The following is a 21770-nucleotide window of genomic DNA, read 5'->3' as shown; positions in this document are numbered from 1 at the left end:
TAGAAATAGATAGAATGAGATTTGCAGTTATAGCCGCAGGCGAGGGAAGTCGATTGGCACAGGAAGGCGTGGAACAGCCTAAACCCCTGGTGCCGGTATGCGGCGAACCGATGATAGAGCGCCTTCTACGCATCTTCGTAGATTGCGGTGCTACCGAAATCGTAGTGATTGTCAACGAATGGAGCACGGCGGTGCGTGAACATCTGGAGCAGATGAAGCTGCCGGTGCCTCTGCGCCTGGTGGTAAAGACCACTCCTAGTTCCATGCACAGTCTGCATGCCCTCTCGCCATATCTCCGTGGCGAGCGCTTCTGCCTCACCACCGTGGATACCATCTTCCGTGAGGAGGAATTCAAGAAGTATATCCGCCACTTCCAGGAGGCAAAGGATATTGACGGCTGCATGGCTGTCACCCCATACGTAGATGATGAAAAACCGCTGTGGGTTGGTGTGGAGAAGCAGGCGGATGCCGAGGGTGCCAGTCTGCTCGACAAGCAGGGTTCGCACAAGAAACCCCGAATTACGGGCTTCCATGATAAGCAGGAGGGCGATGACCATCTGATTTCGGGTGGCATCTACTGTTTGGGCGACAAGGCGCTGGATGTGCTCGACCACTGCATGGAGCAGGGCATGAGCCGTATGCGCAACTTCCAGCGCCAGCTGGTGGTAGAGGGATTGAAGCTGGAGGCTTATCCTATCAACAAGATTCTCGATGTAGATCACAAGGAGGATATTGCGAAGGCCGAGGCTTTCATCCATCCGCTGGAGGGTAAGACCCTGGTGGGGGTATGCCGCGGCAACGAGTTCTCGCCTAATTGCGTGGATAACGATGCTGCCATCATGAATGCCGTAAAACAGCAGCTGGAGGCACTCGGTGCGAAGGTGATGCTGATGTGCGAGAAGGAATTCTGCCGCAAGGCAACTGTGTTGGAGAGAGCCTACGGATGGCCTCGCTGCCGTGTGACAGTGGGCGTGGATGGCTTCTTCTCGATGGCACGCAGCAAGCAGGCACTCGATATTCTCGGCAGAATAGAGGAGGAAGGCGTATTGGTGGTGAACTCCAGTCTGGGTGTAAACCGCTGCATCCGCCGCATCATGACCGAGCGTTTCATCGCCGGAGGCATCGCTACTCCCGAGAGCCGCATCATCGGCAGAAACGGAGAGATGGTGAAGGATATCCACTATCCTTGCTGGCTGAAGCGTGGAGACGGCTGTGCGCAGCAGAAGGAGGATACCTGCTATGTGCAGAACGAGCAGGAGGCTGAGGCGCTGCTGAAGGAATTCTGGCTGCGCGGCATCACATCGGTGGTGGTGAATGAGCACCTGAAGGGCGACCTCATCAAGTTCTACGGCGTATCGGGTACCGATTTCTTCTATTGGTTCTATCCATCGAAATGCGGTCATCGTTCCAAGTTCGGACTGGAGGTGATCAATGGTGAGGCTCAGGGCATCGCCTTCGATGCCGAGGCTCTGAAGGCTGAGGCTGACAAGCTGCCGACATGCTGAATGTGCCGGTATATGGCGGCGATTGTGTGGTCAGCGAGGATGGCAGCATCCGCATCATCGACTTCAACGACTGGCCTAGCTTTGCGCCATGCCGTGATGAGGCTGCGTTCTATATAGCAACAAAAATGATACAGGAATAACAAAAAAATAAAAAAAGATGAATCAGGAATTTAAGGCTTCTCTGAAATCTGCGGATACCGAGGAGCACATTGATATTTATTTCTATCGTCCTATTGGTTACCAGTGGGCGCGATTCTTCCGCATGCTTCACGTCACCCCAAACGTGGTGACCATTCTTTCCATTTTCCTCGGCGTAGGAGCGGGCATCTGCTTCTATTTCGACGATTTGGCAATCAACATCTTGGGCATCTTCTTGCTCATTTGGGCAAACGTATATGATAGCTGCGACGGACAGCTGGCGCGACTCACCAACCAGAAGAGTGCCTTGGGCAGAATCCTCGATGGTGCTGCTGGCGACTTCTGGTTTGTCAGCATCTACTTCGCCATCTCCTTCCGTCTGATGCCAGAGTGGGGCTGGAAGATCTGGGCACTCTGCATCGTAGCCGGTTTCGGATGCCATGCCATTCAGAGCCGTCTTGCCGACTACTACCGTCAGATTCACCTCTTCTTCCTGAAAGGAAAGGAGGGAAGCGAACTGGATGATGCCAGCAAGCAGGTAGAGCTGTGGAAGCAGATGAAGTGGAAGAAGGAGCCTGTGCAGAAGCTCTTCCAGTTCTTCTACAAGAACTATACCTTGGGACAGGAGCGGGATACTCCTATCTTCCAGATATTCAAGAGAAATCTGCGCGAAAGATATCCGCAGCAGTTGCCTGAGCAGTTGCGTGCCGACTTCCGTGCGGGCAGTCTTCCATTGATGAAATATGCCAATATCCTTACCTTCAACTGGCGCAGCATCACGCTGTTCATCTCAATCCTGATAGGTCTTCCATGGCTTTATCCGGCTATCGAGATTACCGTGTTCAGCCTGATTTTCTTCTATATGAGAGGAACCCACGAGCGTCTTTGTCTGAAGCTCAACCAGAAGGTCCTGAAGGGAGAGTACGGGGCATAAACAATAACAAATACTTATATGAATAACAAGTTCAGAAATATATTCATGGCGTTCGGTATTATCGCCATCATCATCATGCTCTGCACGATGGATATGGACTATACCGATATCTGGCGCTATCTGAAGCAGGCGGGCATCTATTTCCCGCTGATTCTCGGTCTGTGGCTCGTGGTTTACTGGGTGAACACCATTTCCTGGTGGCTCATCATCAACGATGAGGGTAGGGTGAAGGGACTCTCGTTCTGGCGAGTATATAAGCTCACCGTGAGCGGATTTGCCCTGAACTACACCACTCCCTGCGGATTGATGGGCGGCGAACCTTACCGCATTATGGAGTTGAAGCCTTTTACGGGTGTGAGCAAGGCTACATCATCGGTCATTCTCTATGTGATGATGCACATCTTCTCCCATTTCTGGTTCTGGTTCCTGTCGGTATTTCTCTATATCGCCCTGTATCCGATAGGTGTCCCTATGGGCATCATGCTGGGCTTCATCGCAGCCTTCTGCCTGCTAGGCATCTACTTCTTCGCCCGCGGCTACAAGACGGGAATGGCACAGAAGGGCATCCGTCTGCTCACCCATATTCCTTTCGTGAAGAACTGGGCTAAGCGGTTTGCGCAGGAGAAGCAGGAGACCCTGGAGCAGATAGATTCGCAGATAGCCCTGCTGCATGGTCAGCATAAGAGCACCTTCTACAGTTCTCTCTTCTTCGAGGTGATGGCGAGAGTGCTCCAGAGCCTGGAGATTTATCTTATCCTGAAGGCTTTTGCGGCGGATATCAGCATCGCCGACAGCATTCTGATTCTTGCCTTCTCATCGCTCTTCAGTAACCTCATCTTCTTCTCTCCTATGCAGTTGGGAGCCCGAGAGGGTGGTTTGGCTCTGGCGGTGGATGGTCTGCATCTTACGGGTGCCCTGGGTGTATATACCGGTCTCATCACCCGAATCCGTGAGCTGGTATGGATAGCCATCGGCATTCTGCTCATCAAGGTGGGAAACAAGGACCTGAAGAAGATTCAGGAAGAATACGAGGCTGATCAGAAGAGCCAGCAGCAAACAATTAATAAAGGAAAATAATGAAAGTACTGGATATAAAAGGAATCATCTTTGATTATGGTGGCACGCTCGATACCAGGGGCGACCACTGGTCGGAAGTGCTGTGGCAGGGCTACGAGCACTTCGGCATCGGTGTGGCTGATGACGAGGAAGTAGAGCCAGGAGTAAGTATCCACAAGCAGGCGTTTCGCGATGCCTACGTGTATGGTGAGCGAGCACTGGCTGTGAATCCCATCGTGACTCCCGATTTCCATTTCGAGGATATTCTCAGAGAAAAACTGATCCTGGAATTGAATTTCCTGGCAGGAAAGGAATTGCTGGAGACAGGAAAGGATGATTCTGAGAAACAGGCGAAGCTTGGGAATCCCGGAAAAGATTCTGATGCTTCATCAGAAAGCCTTTTCCTCTCCCTTTCTGATTCAGAAATTCATCAGATAGCAGTGGATATGGCTCGCTATATCAATGCCAAGACCCTTGCTCTGCTGAATGAGAACAGGCAGGTGCTGGAGCATCTGAAGCAGTCGGGGTATCCGATGGTGCTGGTATCCAATTTCTACGGCAACATCAATCAGGTATTGAAGGATGCAGGAATCGATGGCTATTTCGAGGACGTGATAGAATCGGCAGTAGTGGGTGTGCGCAAGCCGAACCCAGCCATCTTCGCCCTCGGAGTCTGTGCCCTCGATCTTCCAGCCTCTCAGGTGCTGGTAGTGGGCGATACCTATGGCAAGGATATCATCCCTGCCCATAAGCTGGGTTGCCACACCCTCTGGATCAAGGGATTGCAGTGGGAAGAGAAGAAGGTGGATGAATCCATCCCCGATGGCATCATCAGAAAACTCTCTGAGATGGAGAATTTTCTGAAAATCTCATAAAAAACTGAAATATATAATAGGTTTTTGCAGCTGTTTACGAATAATGTTATAACTTTGCAGCCTGAAAGAATTAATAATGGGCGCAAGGCCCCTATATATATAATAAGGTAATGAAAGGTATAAGAAAATTGTATTTGGTGCTCATCCTCCTGGTGGTTTCTACACTCCAGATGATGGCGCAGCAGAAGATAACAGGTCGTGTCATTGACGATGACGCTTTGCCGTATCGTATGCAAGCGTGCAGTACAAGGGACACAAGATTGCCGTTTCCAGTGATGGAGAAGGTAAGTTTACCATCGAAAAGAAGCCGGGACTGATGCTTACCGTCAGCGCTCTGAGCTACAAGACCGCTACGGTCAAGGTAGATGAGAAAACCAGCTTCCTCGAAATCAAGCTCAAGGACGATTCCCACAAGCTGGGAGAAGTCGTGGTGAAATCGAAGAAGGGAAGATACAAGCGCAAGGATAACCCTGCCGTGGAACTCATGCGACGTGTCATCGCTGCCAAGAAGAAGAGCGACCTCAGCAACTATGATTATTATCAGTATGATAAATATCAGAAGATCACCCTCGCACTCAATGATATCACCAAGGAACAGATGGAGGGCAAGTTCTTCAGCAAGCGACAGTATCTCCTCGACCAGGTAGAGCTTTCGCCTTACAACGGCAAGCTCACCCTGCCGGTAAGTATTGATGAGACCGTTTCGCAGCACGTTTACCGCAAGGACCCGAAGAGCGAAAAGGATATCATCAAGGGTCAGCAGAGCAATGGTATCGGACAGGTGATCCAGACCGGAGAAATCCTGAATACAGCCATCAAGGATGTCTTTACCGATGTGGATATCTACGATGACTACGTGCGACTGCTCCAGTATCCGTTCCCGTCTCCGCTGGGCAGAACAGCCATCAGCTTCTATCATTATTATATAGAAGATACGGTGTATGTGAACCGTGACCTCTGCTATCATCTGCAGTTTATCCCAGCCAACAGTCAGGACTTCGGATTCCGAGGCGAGCTCTATGTGCTTGCCGACAGTACCCTGCACGTCAAGAAATGTAATCTCTACATGCCTCACAACTCAGCCGTCAACTGGGTGAAGGATATGAAGATTGAGCAGGAATATACCAAGCTCGACAATGGCGAGTGGGTGCTCACCAAGGATGATATGATAGCAGAGATGCACATGAACAAGCTGCTGCAGGACCTGCTTGTGGTGCGAAATACCCGAATCACCGATTACGCCTTCGATCCTCTGCCGAAGATGCTCTTCAAGGGCAAGGCGAAGGTAAGGCATGATATGGATGCGATGAACCGTGATGAGGCTTACTGGAACAAGTACCGACAGGTGGATCTCACCAAGAGTGAGTCTTCGATGGACAGTTTCATCCACCGTATGGAGAATTCCAAGGGATTCAAGTACATCATCTTCGGCGTCAAGGCGCTCATGGAGAACTATGTAGAGATAGGAAGCGGAGGAAAGGATGGCAGAAAGAGCCTCTTCGACCTCGGACCTATCAACACCTTCCTCTCCAACAACTACGTGGATGGCGTGCGCCTGCGTCTGGCAGCCCGTACCATGGCGGCACTCAACCCTCATTTCTTCTGGGATGGATATGGTGCCTACGGTACGAAGAGCCACAACTGGTACTACGGTCATCTCTTCACCTATTCGCTCAACAAGAAAAAGAACAGTCCGTTCGAGTTCCCGATGCGTAAGTTCGTCTTCGAGATTGGTCACGATATCACCTCTCCATCCGATGACAACCTGCTGCACAACAAGGATAACTTCTTCATGACCATCCGTGCCGCTACGCAGGACCAGATGTATCTCTACCAGCGACAGAAGTTCAGCTTCGTCTATGAGACCGACTGGGGACTCCGCTTCGATGCGGGAATGAGATGGCAGAGCAACCGCACCGTGGGCAACCTGCATTATTTCAAGGTGAACACGGGCGAGGAAGTAAAGAAGATACGCACCACCGAGGCATCTGTGGGCATCGACTACAACCCGGGTGTTACCTATGTCAACACCAAGCAGCAGCGATTGCCTATCAATCTCGACAGTCCTGAGCTCACCCTCCGCCATTCCATGGGTCTGGACGGATTCATGGGCGGTCAGTATCAGAGCAACCTCACCACCCTGGGCATCTACAAGCGCCAGTGGCTGGGCAGCTTCGGATATGTGGACTTCAACATCGTGGGCAAGATGCAGTGGAACAAGGTTCCATTCACCATGCTCGTCCAGCCACCAGTCAACCTCTCCATCTTCGAGCAGGAGGCAACCATCAGTATGATGAAAGACTGGGAGTTCCTGAGCGACCGCCAGCTCTTCTGGTCGGTAGCCTGGGATATGAACGGCAAGCTTCTCAACCGCATTCCGCTCATCAAGAAGCTGAAGTGGCGCGAGTATGTAGCCGTGAAGGGAGTATGGGGACAGCTCACCGACAAGAACAATCCGGTGAAGAATACATCGGATGACGTGATCTTCAAGTTCCCTAACAACTCCTACACCTTTGGCAACACGCCATATTGGGAGGTGGTAGCCGGTGTGCACAACATCTTCAAGTTCTTCGGAATCGATTATGTGCGCCGTATCAACTACCTGAATCATGCCAATGTAGATAAGTGGGGCATCCGAATGGGATTCCTCATGTCATTCTAGAAAGCAGAATATGAGAATGTTAAGGAGTTAAAGGAGTTAGCTTCTTAACATTCTTCATAATAATTGTTTGGTCATAAAAGAGTATATATCAACATAAAAGAAGGAGATTTGCTTATGAAGATTCTATTGGCAGATAAGCAGGATATCACGCGTGCCGGACTGATATACGTGATAGAGAAAATGGAAGGATTGGAAACCAAGTATGTGGAAGACAAGACAGAGCTGATGCTTGCCTTGCGGGAAAACGAAGATACGGTGGTGATAGTCGATTACACGCTTTTCGATATCAATGATTCCGCCGAACTGCTCATTCTCAACCAGCGCTTTCCCTATACCCGATGGCTGCTGTTCAGCGAAGACCTGAGTGCCGATTTCGTGCGTGTGCTCATCGCCAGCAGCAGTATGTTCAGTGTGCTCCTGAAGGAGAGTCCGCTGATGGAAATCAAGGAGGCGATACGCTTCTGCGTAGATAGCAAGCGTTTTGTCTGCCAGCGAATGATGGAGGTGCTCCTTACTCCGCCGCAGGAAGTAGAAGAAAAAGTGAATCTCACCAAGACCGAAACCGAGATTCTCAAGGATATCGCCCTGGGTATGACTACCAAGGAAATCGCCGAGAAGCGTTTCTCCAGTTCCATACCGTGAATACCCACCGGAAGAATATCTTCAGAAAGCTCGGTGTGAACAACGTGCACGAAGCAACAAAGTATGCACTTCGCGCCGGACTGGTAGATTCTGCGGAATATTACATCTAGAAGAAATTCATCACATAACTAACTGATTATACATGAAACAGCGTAGAACGTCATTAAAGGACCTTGCAGATAAGCTTGGTGTCGAGAAAATCTACAAGGAGGTGGTGCCGATGATTCTCAAGATACGTGAAAGTTCTGAAAAAATACAATGAAACTAATAAGAAGAAATCTTTTCAGATGCATCCTGATGCTCGTCTGCTGGATGCTCTCCATCGCTTCTGCCAGTGCCTTCGGTACGTATGGTTCGATGGAATTCAATCGCCTGACCAATCGTGACGGATTGAGCAATACACAGGTGAATGCCATACTGAAAGACAGTCATGGCTATGTATGGTTGGGAACCCAGTCGGGACTCAACCGCTTCGACGGCTTCCGCATGAAGACCTTCTTCTGCGATGCCAACAATCCCCATTCCATTCCCAACAATCTGGTAGATGAGATTCAGGAAGATATCCATGGCGATCTGTGGATACATACCTCTGTGGGTTATTGTGTCTTCAGATATGATACCGAGCAGTTCGAACGCAAGCCCGAGGGTCTGCTCCAGAAGATAGGCGTGGAGGGGGCTCCCCAGAAGGTCTTCATAGATTCTAAAAAGAATATGTGGATCAGCGTGTATGGCAAGGGTATCTATTTCGTAGATGCCCAGCATCAGACTGCCTATCTTTTTCCTTCCTCCCCGAGGCTTCCCGGAAAACGTCCCGAAACAGCTTGCCTGATACCCAGGTAAGCTGCATCCGTGAGCATGGGGGACAGGCGCTGGTCACCTTTGTTGATGGCAGCATCTACCGCCTCGACGGCTATGCACAGGAGGTGGTATGGAAGGATCGCTTCATCGCCTCCCATCATCTTTCTACCGATCAGCTTCCTTTTACCTTCGTAGATAACAAGGGCAACTACTGGGTAGCTTCCAATGTGGGTACCTATGTCTATGGTCAGGCTCAGAAGAAATGGTTTATGAGCGGAGCCAGCTTCCTGGCTTCCGTGGGCATCGTGGTGCCTCCGTCGGTGGGCAAGGTGCTGCTCAAGGATGTGGCCTTCGATTCCAAGGGCAGGGTGTGGTTTGCCACCGATCATAATGGTCTGTTCCTCGTAGATTACGGCAGGAAGATTTTCCGCCAGTTTCTATACGATCCGAACAACCGTATTTCCATCTCCGACAATTCGCTCCTGCGTGTCTATGTAGATGACAGGGATGCCCTCTGGGTGGGATCCTATAAGAATGGCGTGAGCTATTATTCGGCGGCAGCCACCAAGTTCTATACCATTCCGATAGGAGATGTCTGTACCATCACGCAGGACAGGAACGGAGTTCTGTGGTGCGGAACCAATGATGCGGGCATCGTGGCGTATCATCTGGGCACCGGACAGACCACCCGTTTCCATTCTTCTGAAACGGGACTGGGCTCCGAGGTGGTGGTCAGCAGTACTACCATGCACGATGGTTCTCTCTATTTCGGAACCTATAATGGCGGACTGGCCTGCTATGCCCATGGTGTGTGGAAATCCTATCATGCCGGCACCAGCGGACTCTGCAGCAACAGCGTGTGGTGTCTCGCCGAAACACCCGATCATCGCCTGCTGATAGGTACGCTGGGCGGAGGTTTCCAGATCTTCGATCCTGTCACCGGGAAGTTTGCTACCTATCATACCGGCAACTCCAAGCTGTCTTCCAATTATATCAGCTCCGTCTTCATGCAGAATGCCCATCAGGCGCTGTTGGGCCATTCCCAGTATATGTCGGTCTTCGATTTCCGAAATGGCAAGATTCAGAACCTGGACCATTCCTTTGGCGGACAGCCGTTCATCAGTCCGTCCGTCAACTATGCCATGCTCGACAGTCGCGGACTTCTCTGGGTAGCCACCCCTTCCGGCATTGCCATGTATGATACCCATTCCGACCAGATGGAGTCTATCAATGAACTGAATGGCACGCCGGGGGCCGTGGGTTGTGCCGTCATCGAAGACAGGCAGCACCACATCTGGCTGGTTTCCGAATACGGGGTTACCCATGTCAATGTAGAGAAGGGCAAGGATGGAAGGTGGAACCTGAAGATGACCAATTACAATTCACTCGACGGGTTGCAGGAGAGGCAGTTCAACTATCGCTCTGCCTGTCTGCTGCATAGTGGCGATATCGCCATAGGTGGTCTGGATGGTGTGAATATCATCAGTCCACGGGTGGCACAGACCCGGAAGACGCATATCCGTGCGCTTTTCAGCGGACTGGTGCTCTTCGATCATGCCCTGACGGCAGGCGAGGAGTACGAGGGCAGGGTAGTGATGGAGAAGTCGCTGGATGCCAGCCGTGAAATCTACCTGAACTACAAGGATCATGCCTTCACCATCCAGTTGGCTGCAAGCGAGGTGACGGTGCCTGCACGCTGCCGCTTCCTCTACCGCATGAAGGGAGTAAGCGATAAGTGGCTCCTCACTCCGGTGGGTAGTCCGGAGGTTACCTTCACCAATCTTTCTTCTGGCAGCTATACCCTGCAGGTGAAGGTGGTGAATGGCGATGGCTCTGTGAATGATGAAATCAGCGAACTGCAGATCCATATGGCGCCTCCGTTCTATCTCTCCCTTTGGGCATTTATCGTCTATATCCTGCTTATCGTGGCTGCTCTCTATCTCTATCGCCGCAGGATGATGGAGCGCCAGCGCCTGCAGTTTGAGCGCAGAAGCATGGAAGATAACATGAAGAAGACGAAGGAGCTGAACGAGCTGAAGCTGAATTTCTTCACCAATGTGAGCCATGAGCTCCGCACCCCGCTCACCCTCATCCTCTCTCCGCTGGAGTCGATGATACGTGAGGAGGCGAATAACGGCAAGCGCCGCAAGCTGGAACTCATCCACCGCAACGCCACCCGACTGCTCAACCTGGTGAATCAGATTCTCGACTTCCGCAAGTTCGACCAGAACAAGGAGAAGCTCAATCTGGCTCCTACCGAGATGGTCAGCTTCATCGACAATATCTGCTCATCCTTCCGTATCCTTGCCAACAACAAGGTGACGCTCATCTTCGAGTCGCAGCTGCCTCGCTTTACGATGAACATCGACCCCGACAAGGTGGGAAAGATCCTGAATAATCTCCTGAGCAATGCCTATAAGTTCACTCCCGATGGCGGCACGATTACCGTCTCGGTGTTTGCCAAGACCCGACAGGAGATGAAGGGCGGCGACCACGACTGGCTCTGCTTCTCGGTAGCCGATACCGGCAAGGGCATCAGCGATGAAGAGAAAAAACTGGTCTTCGACCGCTTCTATCAGATCAACGGTACGGAGATGCAGCCAGCCGGCGGCAGTGGCATCGGATTGAATCTCGTCAAGAAGTTTGCAGCCCTGCATGGGGGTAATGTCATGGTGCGCGACAATGCGGGCGGCGGTTCCGTGTTTGTGGTAGAGCTGCCTATTCCAGAGGATAAGACGGCGAATGCCAGTGCTACAGAAGATGATGATGCACTCTATGGAATGGGCTATGAGGCACCTCAGGCAAAGGATAGCCAACTGGCATCGCAGAAACCGGTCTTGCTGCTGGTAGATGACAGTGATGATTTCCGTGAGTTCATGCGCGAACTCCTCTCCGATTACCAGGTAGTAGAGGCGGTGAACGGCAAGGATGCCTTGGATAAGATCATTGAACAGCGGCCTGACATCATACTCAGTGATGTGATGATGCCGGTGATGGATGGCAACGAACTCTGCCGACAGGTGAAGGAGAATGACGAGACGGCTTCCATTCCTTTCGTCATGCTCACAGCCCGTCTTGCCGATGAGCATCGCAAGGAGGGACTGGCGAGCGGGGCTGATGAATACATCACCAAACCGTTCAATATCGATATGCTCAACCTCCGGCTCCGCAATCTCCTGAATCTCGTGAAGCGTTCGGGGGGAGCTATGCCGCAGCGCAAGGATGAACCGGTGAAGGAGAAGCAGCACGACGACGGACGGTTTGCATTGAATGCCTCCGACCAGCGCTTCCTCGACCAGCTCAACACCTATCTGCAGGAGAACATGTGCGATCCGGATACCTCGGTGGAGTCTATCAGCGAACATCTCGGCATCTCGCGCGTACAATTATATAAGAAACTCATCTCGATCAAGGGCATCACGCCTTCAGAATATCTCCGCTCCATGCGTATCAGATATGCCGAGGAACTGATGCATCAGGGAGATCTGAACGTCAGTGAGATTGCCTATAAGGTGGGATTCAACAATCCACGCTATTTCTCCAAGTACTTCCAGGATGCCTATGGCGTAACTCCTTCGCAGTACCGGAAACAGATGAACGGGGAACCTGTCTAGGAGTTAAATCCTGTTTTTTTGATAACAAGAGGGTATAAAATGAAATAGGAAACATTTTATACCCTCTTTGTTTACATATCAGAACTTGATTACCAATAAAAAAATGTATTTTTGCAGCAGAATTTAATAACCGCAGCAAGAATAAACAAGAATCAATAAATAAAACTAAATAATATCAAGTATGAAACTGACTAAATCGTTATTCGTATCAGCAGTATTGTTCTTGAGCGCCACAGGTGCCCAGGCTGCTGGCTTCGTACAGAAAGGTAATTACCTTACCGTACAGTTGAAACAGCATCAGAACTATGGTCCGTCGCAAATCCGCCTCCAGGTGGTCAGCGACCGCATCATCCGTGTGCAGGCTACTGCCGAGCAGAGCTTCCGCAACAAGCAGAGTCTTATCATCGTGCCTCAGAAGGGCAAGGCAAATTACAAGGTGGAGGAGCAGGGCGATGACCTCATCATCACCACCGCTGCCATGCGTGCCGTGCTGAACGAGGCTACCGGACAGATTACCTTCTACGATCTCAAGGATCAGGTACTGTTGAAAGAGGTGGCACAGGGAGGAAAGACCTTCAAGCCTTTCACCGTGCCCGCCCGTGAAATCGGTGTGGATATCGCCAAGGTACCTGAGGCACAGAAGCACGGATGGTCATGGCGTGCCCTCTTCGATTCGCCAGACAATGAAGCCTTCTATGGTCTCGGTCAGCACCAGAGCGAAGAGCTCAACATGAAGGGCAAGAACGAAGACCTCTTCCAGTATAACACCAAGGTGAGCGTGCCTTTCGTCATCTCTAACAAGAACTACGGCATCCTCTGGGATTCCTATTCCTACAGCCGCTGGGGTAATCCGGACGATTATCTCCAGCTGAACCGTGCCTTCAAGCTCTACGACAAGGACGGTAAGGAAGGACAGCTCACCGGTACCTACGTGGCTAAGAACGGACAGAAGATTGTTCGTGGCGAGGACAGCATCTACTTTGAATATGCCATGCCTGAGACTTCAGAAATCTGCAACAAGACTGATAAGGGCGGCATACAGAACCTGCCTAAGGGCTTTGCGCTGAATGGCTCCAAGGTGGTTTACGAGGGATATGTAGAGGCGCCTACCAACAGCTTCTATCAGTTTATCCTCTACTATGCCGGCTATATGAAGATCTATATCGACGGCAAGCTGGTGGTGCCTGAGCGCTGGCGTACCGCCTGGAATCCGAATTCCTATAAGTTTGAGACAGCCATTCCGAAGGGCAAGAAGACCCCTATCCGCATCGAATGGCAGCCGGATGGCGATGTTTCCTACTGCGGACTCCGTGTGGCTGCCCCACGTTCTGAGGCTGAGAAGAACCAGCTGAGCATCTGGAGCGAGATGTCGCCGGATATGGATTACTACTTCATCGCCGGAAAGAATATGGACGAAGTAATCTCGGGCTATCGCACCCTTACCGGCAAGGCACCGGTATATCCTAAGTGGGTGCTCGGTTTCTGGCAGAGCCGCGAGCGCTATCAGAGCAGCAAGGATATCGAGGAGAACATGAAGAAGTTCCGCGACCTGAAGATTCCGGTGGATAACATCGTACAGGACTGGAACTACTGGAAGCTGGATTCATGGGGAAGCCACGAGTTTGAGGCGGCACGCTATCCGAACCCTCAGGCGATGCTCGACAGTGTGCATGCCCTGCATGGAAGATTCATGATTTCGGTTTGGCCGAAGTTCTATGATACCGTGAAGAATTACAAGGAACTGGATGCCAAGGGCTGGATGTATCACCAGGCTATCAAGGATGATATCCACGACTGGCTCGGTTTCCGCGGCTCCTTCTATGATGCCTACGATGCCGGAGCCAGAAAGATGTTCTGGCGACAGATGGATGAGAATCTCTATACCAAGTATAAGTTCGGTATCGATGCCTGGTGGATGGATGCTTCTGAGCCGAATGTGCGTGACTGCACGCCGATGTGGTACCGCAAGGCGCTCTCCGGTCCTACCGCCCTGGGTACGGCTACCGAGTATTTCAATGCCTACAGCATCGTGAATGCCGACGCCATCTACAATGGTCAGCGCAGCGTGAACCCTAACCAGCGTGTCTTCCTCCTCACCCGTTCGGGCTTTGCTGGCGAACAGCGTTACAGCACGGCTACCTGGTCGGGCGACATCGCAACCCGCTGGGAAGATATGCGTGCGCAGATGACTGCCGGACTGAACTATTCCATGGCAGGTCTTCCTTTCTGGGGAATGGACCAGGGTGGTTTCTGTGTAGAAAACCGCTATGTGGCTGCCCAGCAGGAGTTTGACAAGACCGGTAAGGAGAATGCCGATTTGAAGGAGTGGCGTGAGTTGCAGGCTCGCTGGAACCAGTTTGGCTGTTTCGTTCCGCTCTATCGTGCCCACGGTCAGTGGCCATTGCGTGAGGTGTGGAACATCGCTCCAGCCGATCATCCTGCCTACAAGACCATCGTAGCTTACGACAAGCTCCGCTATCGCCTGATGCCTTACCTCTACAGTATGGCGGGTATGGTGCATCTCAAGGATTACACCATGATGCGCGGACTGGTGATGGATTTCAATGGCGATGAGAAGGTGTTGGATATCAAGGACCAGTGGATGTTCGGTTCTGCCTGATGGCTTGTCCGGTAGGCGAGTATCAGAAGTATTCACGCGAAGTCTATCTGCCTAAGCAGAAGGCTGGTATGATTTCTATACCGGAGCATATCATGCAGGCGGTCAGACCATCGTGGCTGATGCGCCATACGATAAGATTCCAGTCTTCATTCCAGAAGGCGCCATCCTTCCGATAGGTCCTGAGATGCAGTGGAGTGATGAGAAGAAACCGGAGTTGATCGACCTCTATGTCTATGCCGGCAAGGATGGCTCTTATACCTTGTACGAGGATGAGGGTACGAACTATAACTACGAGAAGGGTAAGTATGCTGTAATCGATTTCAAGTATGATGATGCCCAGAAGCAGGTTACCATCGGTGCCCGCAAGGGTAGTTTTGACGGCATGCTCCAGAAGCGCCGCTTCAACATCATCCTGGTAGATCAGAAGAAGCAGCAGGGCGTGAATCTCGCCAAGTCGCCTAAGGGCAAGGTAGTGAAGTATGCAGGTCAGGCAATGACTGTAAAATTGAAATAATATGAAGAAGATATTTGCTTTAGCAATTCTACTATTGGGCGCTCAGTCTTTGAGCGCCCGCGATCGCCAGTCTTTTGATAAAGACTGGCTTTTCGTTTTGACTGATAGTGCCGGTATGCAGAAATCGGAGTATTCCGACGGGCATTGGCGCCGCCTGAATCTCCCTCACGACTGGGCGATAGAGGGCGATTTCTCTCCATCGAATCCTTCGGGAGCCAGCGGTGGTGCTCTTCCGGGCGGCATCGGATGGTATCGCAAGCACTTCTCTCTTTCGCCAGACGAGAAGTATGACCGCTTCACCATCACCTTCGATGGCGTGTATATGAACTCCACCGTCTATATCAACGGTCACAAGCTCGGCACCCGTCCCTACGGCTACAGTACCTTCGAGTACGATCTTACACCTTATATATATAAGAAGGGTGATAACGTCATTGCCGTGAAGGTGGATAACAGCGACCAGCCCAACAGCCGCTGGTATTCGGGCTGTGGCATCTACCGCCACGTCTGGTTTACCAAGACCCTGAAGAAGGCATACATCCCGCAGTGGGGGCAGTATGTGGCTACCACGCCGAAGGGTGATGTCAGGGTGAAGGTGGATTTCCATGCCAGTGGCAGCAGGATGAAGCTCTCCATCCGCAATACCATCTACGATGCGGCTGGCAAGGTGGTGGCAAGGAGCCAGGGCACCCAGAGCCAGCAGCTCAAGGTAAGGAAACCTCATCTCTGGTCTATCGGCAAGGGCTATCTCTATACTGTGAAGAGCGAACTGGTGGTGAATGGCAAGGTGGTGGATACCGCCACTACGCAGACCGCCTTCCGTGAAGTGAGGTTTGATGCCCGGAAAGGTTTCTTTCTCAATGGCGAGAATATGAAGATCAATGGCGTGTGCGAGCATCACGATTTCGGATGTCTCGGTGCCGCCCTCAACGAGGATGCGCTTCATCGCAAGCTCACCATCCTCAGGGATATGGGTGTGAATGCCATCCGGAGCAGTCATAATCCTCCGGCTCCCGAACTCCTGAATATGTGTGATTCCATGGGAATCATGGTGATGGATGAGAGCTTTGACATGTGGCGCCGCAAGAAGTCGAATGGCGATTATGCCCGTTTCTTCGATGAATGGCACCAGCGTGATCTCTCTGATCTGGTGAAGCGCGACAGGAATCATCCTTGCATCATCATGTGGAGCATCGGCAACGAGGTGCTCGAACAGTGGTCGGATGCCGCTGCCGATACCTTGAGTCTGGAGCAGGCGAATCTCATCCTGAATGCGGGTCATGATGCCTCTACCCTGGCACATAGCGATGAGCTGAGCGTGAATTCTCTTCTCACCCGTCATCTGGCAGATATCGTGAAGAAGTATGATCCGTGGGGCGCCCGTCCGGTTACTGCCGGATGCAACGAGCCTGATCCGAAGAATCATCTCTTCAAGAGCGGTGCCATCGATGTCATTGGATTCAATTATCATCATCAGTGGGCGAAGGATGTTCCAAGGAACTTCCCTGACAAGCCGTTCATCTTCTCCGAGAGTGTTTCGGCACTACAGACGCGCGGTTATTACCGGATGCCGAGCGACAGCATCTATACGGCTCCGGTGGAGTGGTGGCTGCCATATACCGATCCATCCTTCAAGTGTTCGGCGTATGACAATATGCATGCCTCCTGGAGCAGTACGCACGAGGAGACCTGGGATGTGGTGAAGCACAATGACTTTGTGGGCGGTCAGTTTATCTGGACAGGTTTCGACTATATCGGCGAACCGACTCCGTATGCTTATCCGGCACGCAGCAGTTATTTTGGCATCATCGACCTGGCTGGTCTTCCTAAGGACAGCTATTATATGTATCAGAGTGAGTGGACGAAGAAGCCTGTTCTTCATCTCTTCCCTCACTGGAACTGGCTTCCGGGTCAGCAGATAGATATGTGGTGCTATTACAACCAGGCAGATGAAGTAGAGCTGTTCATCAATGGCAAGAGCCAGGGCATCCGGAAGAAGAAGGTGCATGGAGAGGGAAATGGTGCCGCAGCCAATGCTGTTTCTGCTGAAACCGATGCCAATGCTGGCGACTTTGATCGCAGTACCGAGTACCACGTGATGTGGCGAGTAACTTTCGAGCCGGGCGAAGTAAAGGTCGTAGCGAGAAAGCAGGGCAGGGAGATTTCATCCCAGACCATCAAGACAGCCGGTCCTCCTCATCATCTCGTCTTGAAGAAGACCTATCAGAACACCCTTGCGTCCGCAGCCCAAACCCCGTCAGGCGTTCCTGCGGATTTGCAATCGTGCACTCCGACCCCGTCAGGCGTTCCTGCGGATTTGCAATCCGCAGTCAGAAAAGGTTCGACCTCTCTCCCTGGGGATTTGCAATCCCCATCATCCCCTACAACCTTCGTAGAAGTAAATGTAGTAGATAAGGATGGCAATCTCTGTCCGAATGCCGAGAACGAGATCTATTTCTCTTCTACCGCCGAGATTCTGGGCACAGATAACGGCAATCAAACCTCCCTGGAGCGTTTTACCGATCCAAAGAGGAAGGCATTCTTCGGCAAGTGCATCATCGTCTTGCGAGGTCACGGCACGCTCCGTGCCGAATCCATAGACTTACAACAAGCTACCCTTCAATTATAAAAACAAAAAAAGCATGCCAAAGTCATTTCGACTTTGGCATGCTCATTTAAGTTACATACAGCTCGTCACGCCCAGAGAGGCAGCAATAGCAGTCAAGATAGATATTACTATCTGAAATACAGTTTTCCAGGTTTCTTTCTTCATAGGCAGTTTTTTTAGTGATTAATGATTAGTGATTTACAAACTTACGTTGTCGTCGCCGCTATCGGTTCCGCCGGTGCCCTGACTAGTACCGCCGCCCTGGCTAGTGCCACCGCCGCCCTGCGATGTTCCGCCGTTATCCTTGTTGGTCTCCCCGCCAGCGCCCTGACTGGTACCACCACCGCCCGGCGTGTTCTCAGTTCCGCCGCCGTCATCAGCTCCGGTGGTATAGTCATCGTATGCCACGATCTTGGTGAGCTTCTTCAGCTCGGCATTGCTCCAGGTCTTCGTGTTTCTCACAATCAGATGCACGCCCAGCACGCTAGCCGCCGTCACCTTCTCCTTGCTCACCTCGCCACGTGAGGTCATACCGATGGAGAACAGTCCGAGGTCGGAGAAACGCACGCTCTTGCCGTCCAGAATCAGATGCTTCAGGCAGTCGAGGGTATCCATCAGCACACCGTGGATGGTGCCTCGGCTGTATGGAGAGTTGTGTTCAGAGATATGAGTCACGAAGTTCTCGAAACTCACCTCACGGTCGCTCACGGCAGTAGCATACCAGAGCTTCTTACCAGCGTTCTCATCTGTCTGAGGGGTACGCATAATCTTACGATACTTACTAGTTCCTTGTCCCATAGTCAATCAGTTTTTTAAAGGGTTAATAATTATTTTTTGATGATGCAAAGGTACTGCAAATATCCGATACCGCCAAAAATCACCCCGCAGAGTTCTGTTAAACGCCGTTAACATTTGCGCCGTTTTCCGTTAATAAAAACAAGTCTATCAGTTAGCTATGAGAAAACTATGAGTAGCCGAGAGTTTCCCTATGTTTTTCGGTAGAAGCGGTTACGGTTACAGAAGTTACAGTTTTCCGAATCCCCTTTACCTTCTTCCGTCTTTAGAAAGAGATTATAAATATATATTAATTATATATTTATAATCTATATATATACTACTTACAATCCGTAAGTCCCCGAAAGCACTTTACCCCCTCCATGAAAACTGTAACTTCTGTAACCGTAACCACTGTAACCCCCTCCTCTGCCTCTTGATACTTTCCTGAGAAGTGCAGGGAATCATCACATTTTCTCAACTTTTATCAGAAAACTCTTGCAGGTATGAAAATAAAGTCGTAACTTTGCGGAAAAGTTGATTTAAAGACAGATTAGGAATTATGGTAGAGACAAACGATAGAAGATTGCCAGTAGGCATCCAGTCTTTTGAGGAAATCAGAAAGGATGGATACCTTTATGTTGACAAGACAGATATCATCTGGCAACTTGCCAACAGGGGGAAAAAGTATAATTACCTGAGCCGCCCACGCCGCTTCGGTAAATCCGTCCTTGTCGATACGCTCGAATCCTATTTCATGGGTAAGAAAGAACTCTTCGAGGGCTTGAAGATCATGCAGATGGAGACGGAATGGGTGAAGCGCCCTGTCATCAGACTGGATATGAGCCGTGCCGGCGCAGAGCCGGACACACTGCGCTCTTATCTTGACATAACTTTCGACAGATTAGAGGAGGAATATGGTATTACTCCTAAGCCAACTGCCCAGCTTGCCGACCGCTTCAATGCAATAATCGTGGGGGCGTATGAGCAAACCGGACTGCAGGTTGCCATCCTCATCGACGAATACGACTCTCCATTGCAGCATTCCTGGAACACTCCTCAGCACGAAGCATGTACCGCTATCTATCGAGAGGTTTTTGCCATTCTCAAGGCAGATGACAAATACGAGAAGTTTGTCTTCATCACCGGCATCACCAAGTTCACGCAAATCTCGCTTTTCTCTGTACTCAATAATCTGAGCAACATCAGCTTTGAGCCGGAATATGCAGCCATCTGTGGTATTACGAAAGAAGAGGTGCTACGTGATTTCAAGCCGGAAATCAATAAGTTGGCATCAAGGAAAGGATGGACGTTCGATGAAGCCGTAGCGCAATTGACAGCTTATTACGATGGCTATCATTTCAGCCATGAAAATATGGTGGATATCTTTAATCCTTTCAGCCTTATCAATGCCCTTGCTGATTCCAAACTGAGGAATTATTGGGCTTCATCTGGGGCAACCTCTTTGCTTCCAAAGTTTGTGGATGACCTGGAGATTCGTTTGAAGGATTTTGACCATAGTGCCCTGTTGGACACAATCATAGAGACTTCTGACGTGACGGGCGGCGGAGCAGAGCTGTTTCTTTATCAGTCGGGCTATCTCACGATTAAGGGTTACGTAAGCGGAACTTATCTTCTTGGCATTCCTAACTTCGAGGTAAGGCAAGCCTTGAATGAAATCGTGTTGCCAACATTGGCCATGCGTAAGAACAATGACCTCCAGTCAACCCAGGCATTTCTGAATGTTCACCTCAGCTTGGGCAATCTTCCCGAAGCCATGAAATGCCTGAAGGCGCTCATTGCAGATGTGCCCTACAGCAACAAGAAGCTTGCCAGTATGGATATGGAGGAGCGCTACCGCCTGATTATGAGCACCATCTTCAATGCCATCGGTTGCCGGGTGGAAGTAGAGAAGATGATAGCTACGGGCAGGATTGATATGGTGGTAGAAGTAACCAACTTCATCTATGTATTGGAGCTGAAGCTGAGCAACAACGGTGGCGTGGATGCTGCCGAAGAGCAGATGAAAGCCAAGCAGTATGCCGAACCTTTCAAGGCGGATAAGAGAAAAGTAATCGCCCTTGCCATAGAGCTGGATGATATGGGAAAGGGACTGGTTGATTGGAAGGAAGTATAATATCACAAAAGCAGAATTTTCATTCACCGTGCAGACACGCCCTGAAGCTTCATTCACTGTGCCCCACACGCCCTGAAGCTCCTTCACTGTGCCCCACACGCCCTGAAAGGGCAGAAGCTCCTAGCCCAGGGCAGCGCCCTGGGTATTAACGGAATATAAACTAACGCCCTGAAAGGGCAAAAGTTTTAAAAATATTCGAATTTTAATCTATAGGCTTATGGTATATGTAAATGAAACGATAGTAATCAAGAGCTCTTCTCCCAAGATGGCAGAATGGTTGAAGAAACTGAAGGCTCATAAAGCTGAGCAACTGGAGAAGTTGCGCCATATAGAGAAGTGTGACTTTGAATTTTTGTTCTGATGAAAGAGGAGTATTAGATGGTAGTTATATGCTGCTCAATATCAGATAAATATAAAAGTCCCCCAACTTGGGGGAAATTTATATTGCATCCCATTTTACTAAACTTTCACCTTAAGCTGGGGATAAGAATCAAGCTTGCCAGCGTACTGCTAAAAACATTTTCCAAACTTTTATCGAAAAACTCTTGCGAGTTTCAAAATATTATTGTACCTTTGGGGGAGTAAATTGATAGAATGTAGAACTAAAAAGCGACGTAACTATATGAATATCAGACAAATTACCCCCCCCAGCCCGTCCGAGAACGGCCGTTTGGGGGTGTATCATAGAGGGCAGAACCGCTATCACGACTCCACCTAAGCCCCTCTAAGGCATATCTTTTTTCATCTTAAAATTTTAGTTTATGTTAAACAATTCGTCATAAGGGCTTAAAATGGCCGATATGAACACTAATAGAGCGTGTTTTTCGATGGTATTGATCCCTACAGGTCATTATCCAAGAGAAGCAATCAAAGCAGGTACACCTTTGAGAGAT

Annotated in this window: 12 protein-coding genes and 3 pseudogenes; 13 read left to right on the top strand and 2 right to left on the bottom strand. The window is 50.5% G+C overall.

The features are described 5' to 3' along the window. The first annotated feature begins 14 nt into the window (after positions 1-14). The 11 genes and pseudogenes from DW830_RS17335 to DW830_RS08050 all read left to right on the top strand — a co-directional run bounded on the left by DW830_RS17335 (position 15) and on the right by DW830_RS08050 (position 17987). Complete coding sequence (locus DW830_RS17335) at positions 15-1505, top strand: NTP transferase domain-containing protein (protein WP_199656087.1); 1491 nt, start codon at positions 15-17, stop codon at positions 1503-1505. Next, a complete protein-coding gene (locus DW830_RS17330; protein WP_199656086.1) occupies positions 1499-1645 on the top strand; it encodes a hypothetical protein in 147 nt (48 codons plus the stop codon). The genes DW830_RS17335 and DW830_RS17330 overlap by 7 nt, the downstream gene beginning before the upstream one ends. Before the next feature lie 17 nt (positions 1646-1662). Continuing rightward, positions 1663-2577 carry a CDP-alcohol phosphatidyltransferase family protein gene (locus tag DW830_RS08090; RefSeq protein WP_119249518.1) on the top strand — a complete coding sequence of 305 codons (915 nt, stop codon included), beginning with the start codon at positions 1663-1665 and terminating at the stop codon, positions 2575-2577. An 18-nt stretch (positions 2578-2595) separates the two neighbouring features. Next, on the top strand, positions 2596-3654 hold the full coding sequence (locus DW830_RS08085) for a lysylphosphatidylglycerol synthase transmembrane domain-containing protein (protein WP_119249517.1): 1059 nt from the start codon (positions 2596-2598) through the stop codon (positions 3652-3654). Continuing rightward, positions 3654-4508 (top strand): HAD family hydrolase, encoded by an 855-nt coding sequence (locus tag DW830_RS08080; RefSeq protein WP_119249516.1) that lies wholly within the window; start codon positions 3654-3656, stop codon positions 4506-4508. Before DW830_RS08085 ends, DW830_RS08080 begins: the two co-directional genes overlap by 1 nt. A gap of 110 nt (positions 4509-4618) precedes the next feature. Continuing rightward, positions 4619-7170, top strand: a pseudogene (locus tag DW830_RS08075) (DUF5686 family protein). A gap of 114 nt (positions 7171-7284) precedes the next feature. Continuing rightward, positions 7285-7922 (top strand): annotated as a pseudogene (locus DW830_RS08070) (DNA-binding response regulator). A gap of 148 nt (positions 7923-8070) precedes the next feature. Beyond that, a complete protein-coding gene (locus DW830_RS08065) occupies positions 8071-8652 on the top strand; it encodes a two-component regulator propeller domain-containing protein (RefSeq protein WP_119249515.1) in 582 nt (193 codons plus the stop codon). Next, positions 8634-12224, top strand: a complete 3591-nt coding sequence (locus DW830_RS08060) for an ATP-binding protein (protein ID WP_119249514.1) — start codon at positions 8634-8636, stop codon at positions 12222-12224. Before DW830_RS08065 ends, DW830_RS08060 begins: the two co-directional genes overlap by 19 nt. 181 nt (positions 12225-12405) lie before the next feature. Then, positions 12406-15358, top strand: a pseudogene (locus DW830_RS08055) (TIM-barrel domain-containing protein). A 1-nt stretch (position 15359) separates the two neighbouring features. Further along, a complete protein-coding gene (locus tag DW830_RS08050; protein ID WP_119249513.1) occupies positions 15360-17987 on the top strand; it encodes a glycoside hydrolase family 2 TIM barrel-domain containing protein in 2628 nt (875 codons plus the stop codon). A gap of 51 nt (positions 17988-18038) precedes the next feature. Here the strand turns inward: DW830_RS08050 and DW830_RS15835 are convergent, their stop codons facing one another. Continuing rightward, complete coding sequence (locus DW830_RS15835; RefSeq protein WP_158573462.1) at positions 18039-18131, bottom strand: smalltalk protein; 93 nt, start codon at positions 18129-18131, stop codon at positions 18039-18041. A gap of 33 nt (positions 18132-18164) precedes the next feature. After that, the gene (locus tag DW830_RS08045; protein ID WP_119249512.1) at positions 18165-18764 is read right to left on the bottom strand and encodes a DNA-binding protein; all 600 of its coding nucleotides are present in this window, start codon (positions 18762-18764) and stop codon (positions 18165-18167) included. A gap of 538 nt (positions 18765-19302) precedes the next feature. Between DW830_RS08045 and DW830_RS08040 the strand changes: the two genes are divergently transcribed. Further along, entirely contained in the window at positions 19303-20877 is a 1575-nt protein-coding gene (locus tag DW830_RS08040) for an ATP-binding protein (RefSeq protein WP_119249511.1), read from the top strand. A 217-nt stretch (positions 20878-21094) separates the two neighbouring features. Continuing rightward, on the top strand, positions 21095-21238 hold the full coding sequence (locus DW830_RS15830) for a hypothetical protein (protein WP_158573461.1): 144 nt from the start codon (positions 21095-21097) through the stop codon (positions 21236-21238). The last annotated feature ends 532 nt before the right edge of the window (positions 21239-21770 follow it).

This window comes from Prevotella sp. AM34-19LB (assembly GCF_003468525.1).
In the GTDB taxonomy this organism is placed as follows: domain Bacteria; phylum Bacteroidota; class Bacteroidia; order Bacteroidales; family Bacteroidaceae; genus Prevotella.
Note: the sequence above shows the minus strand (reverse complement) of the source record. Positions and strands in the feature narration are given on the sequence as shown.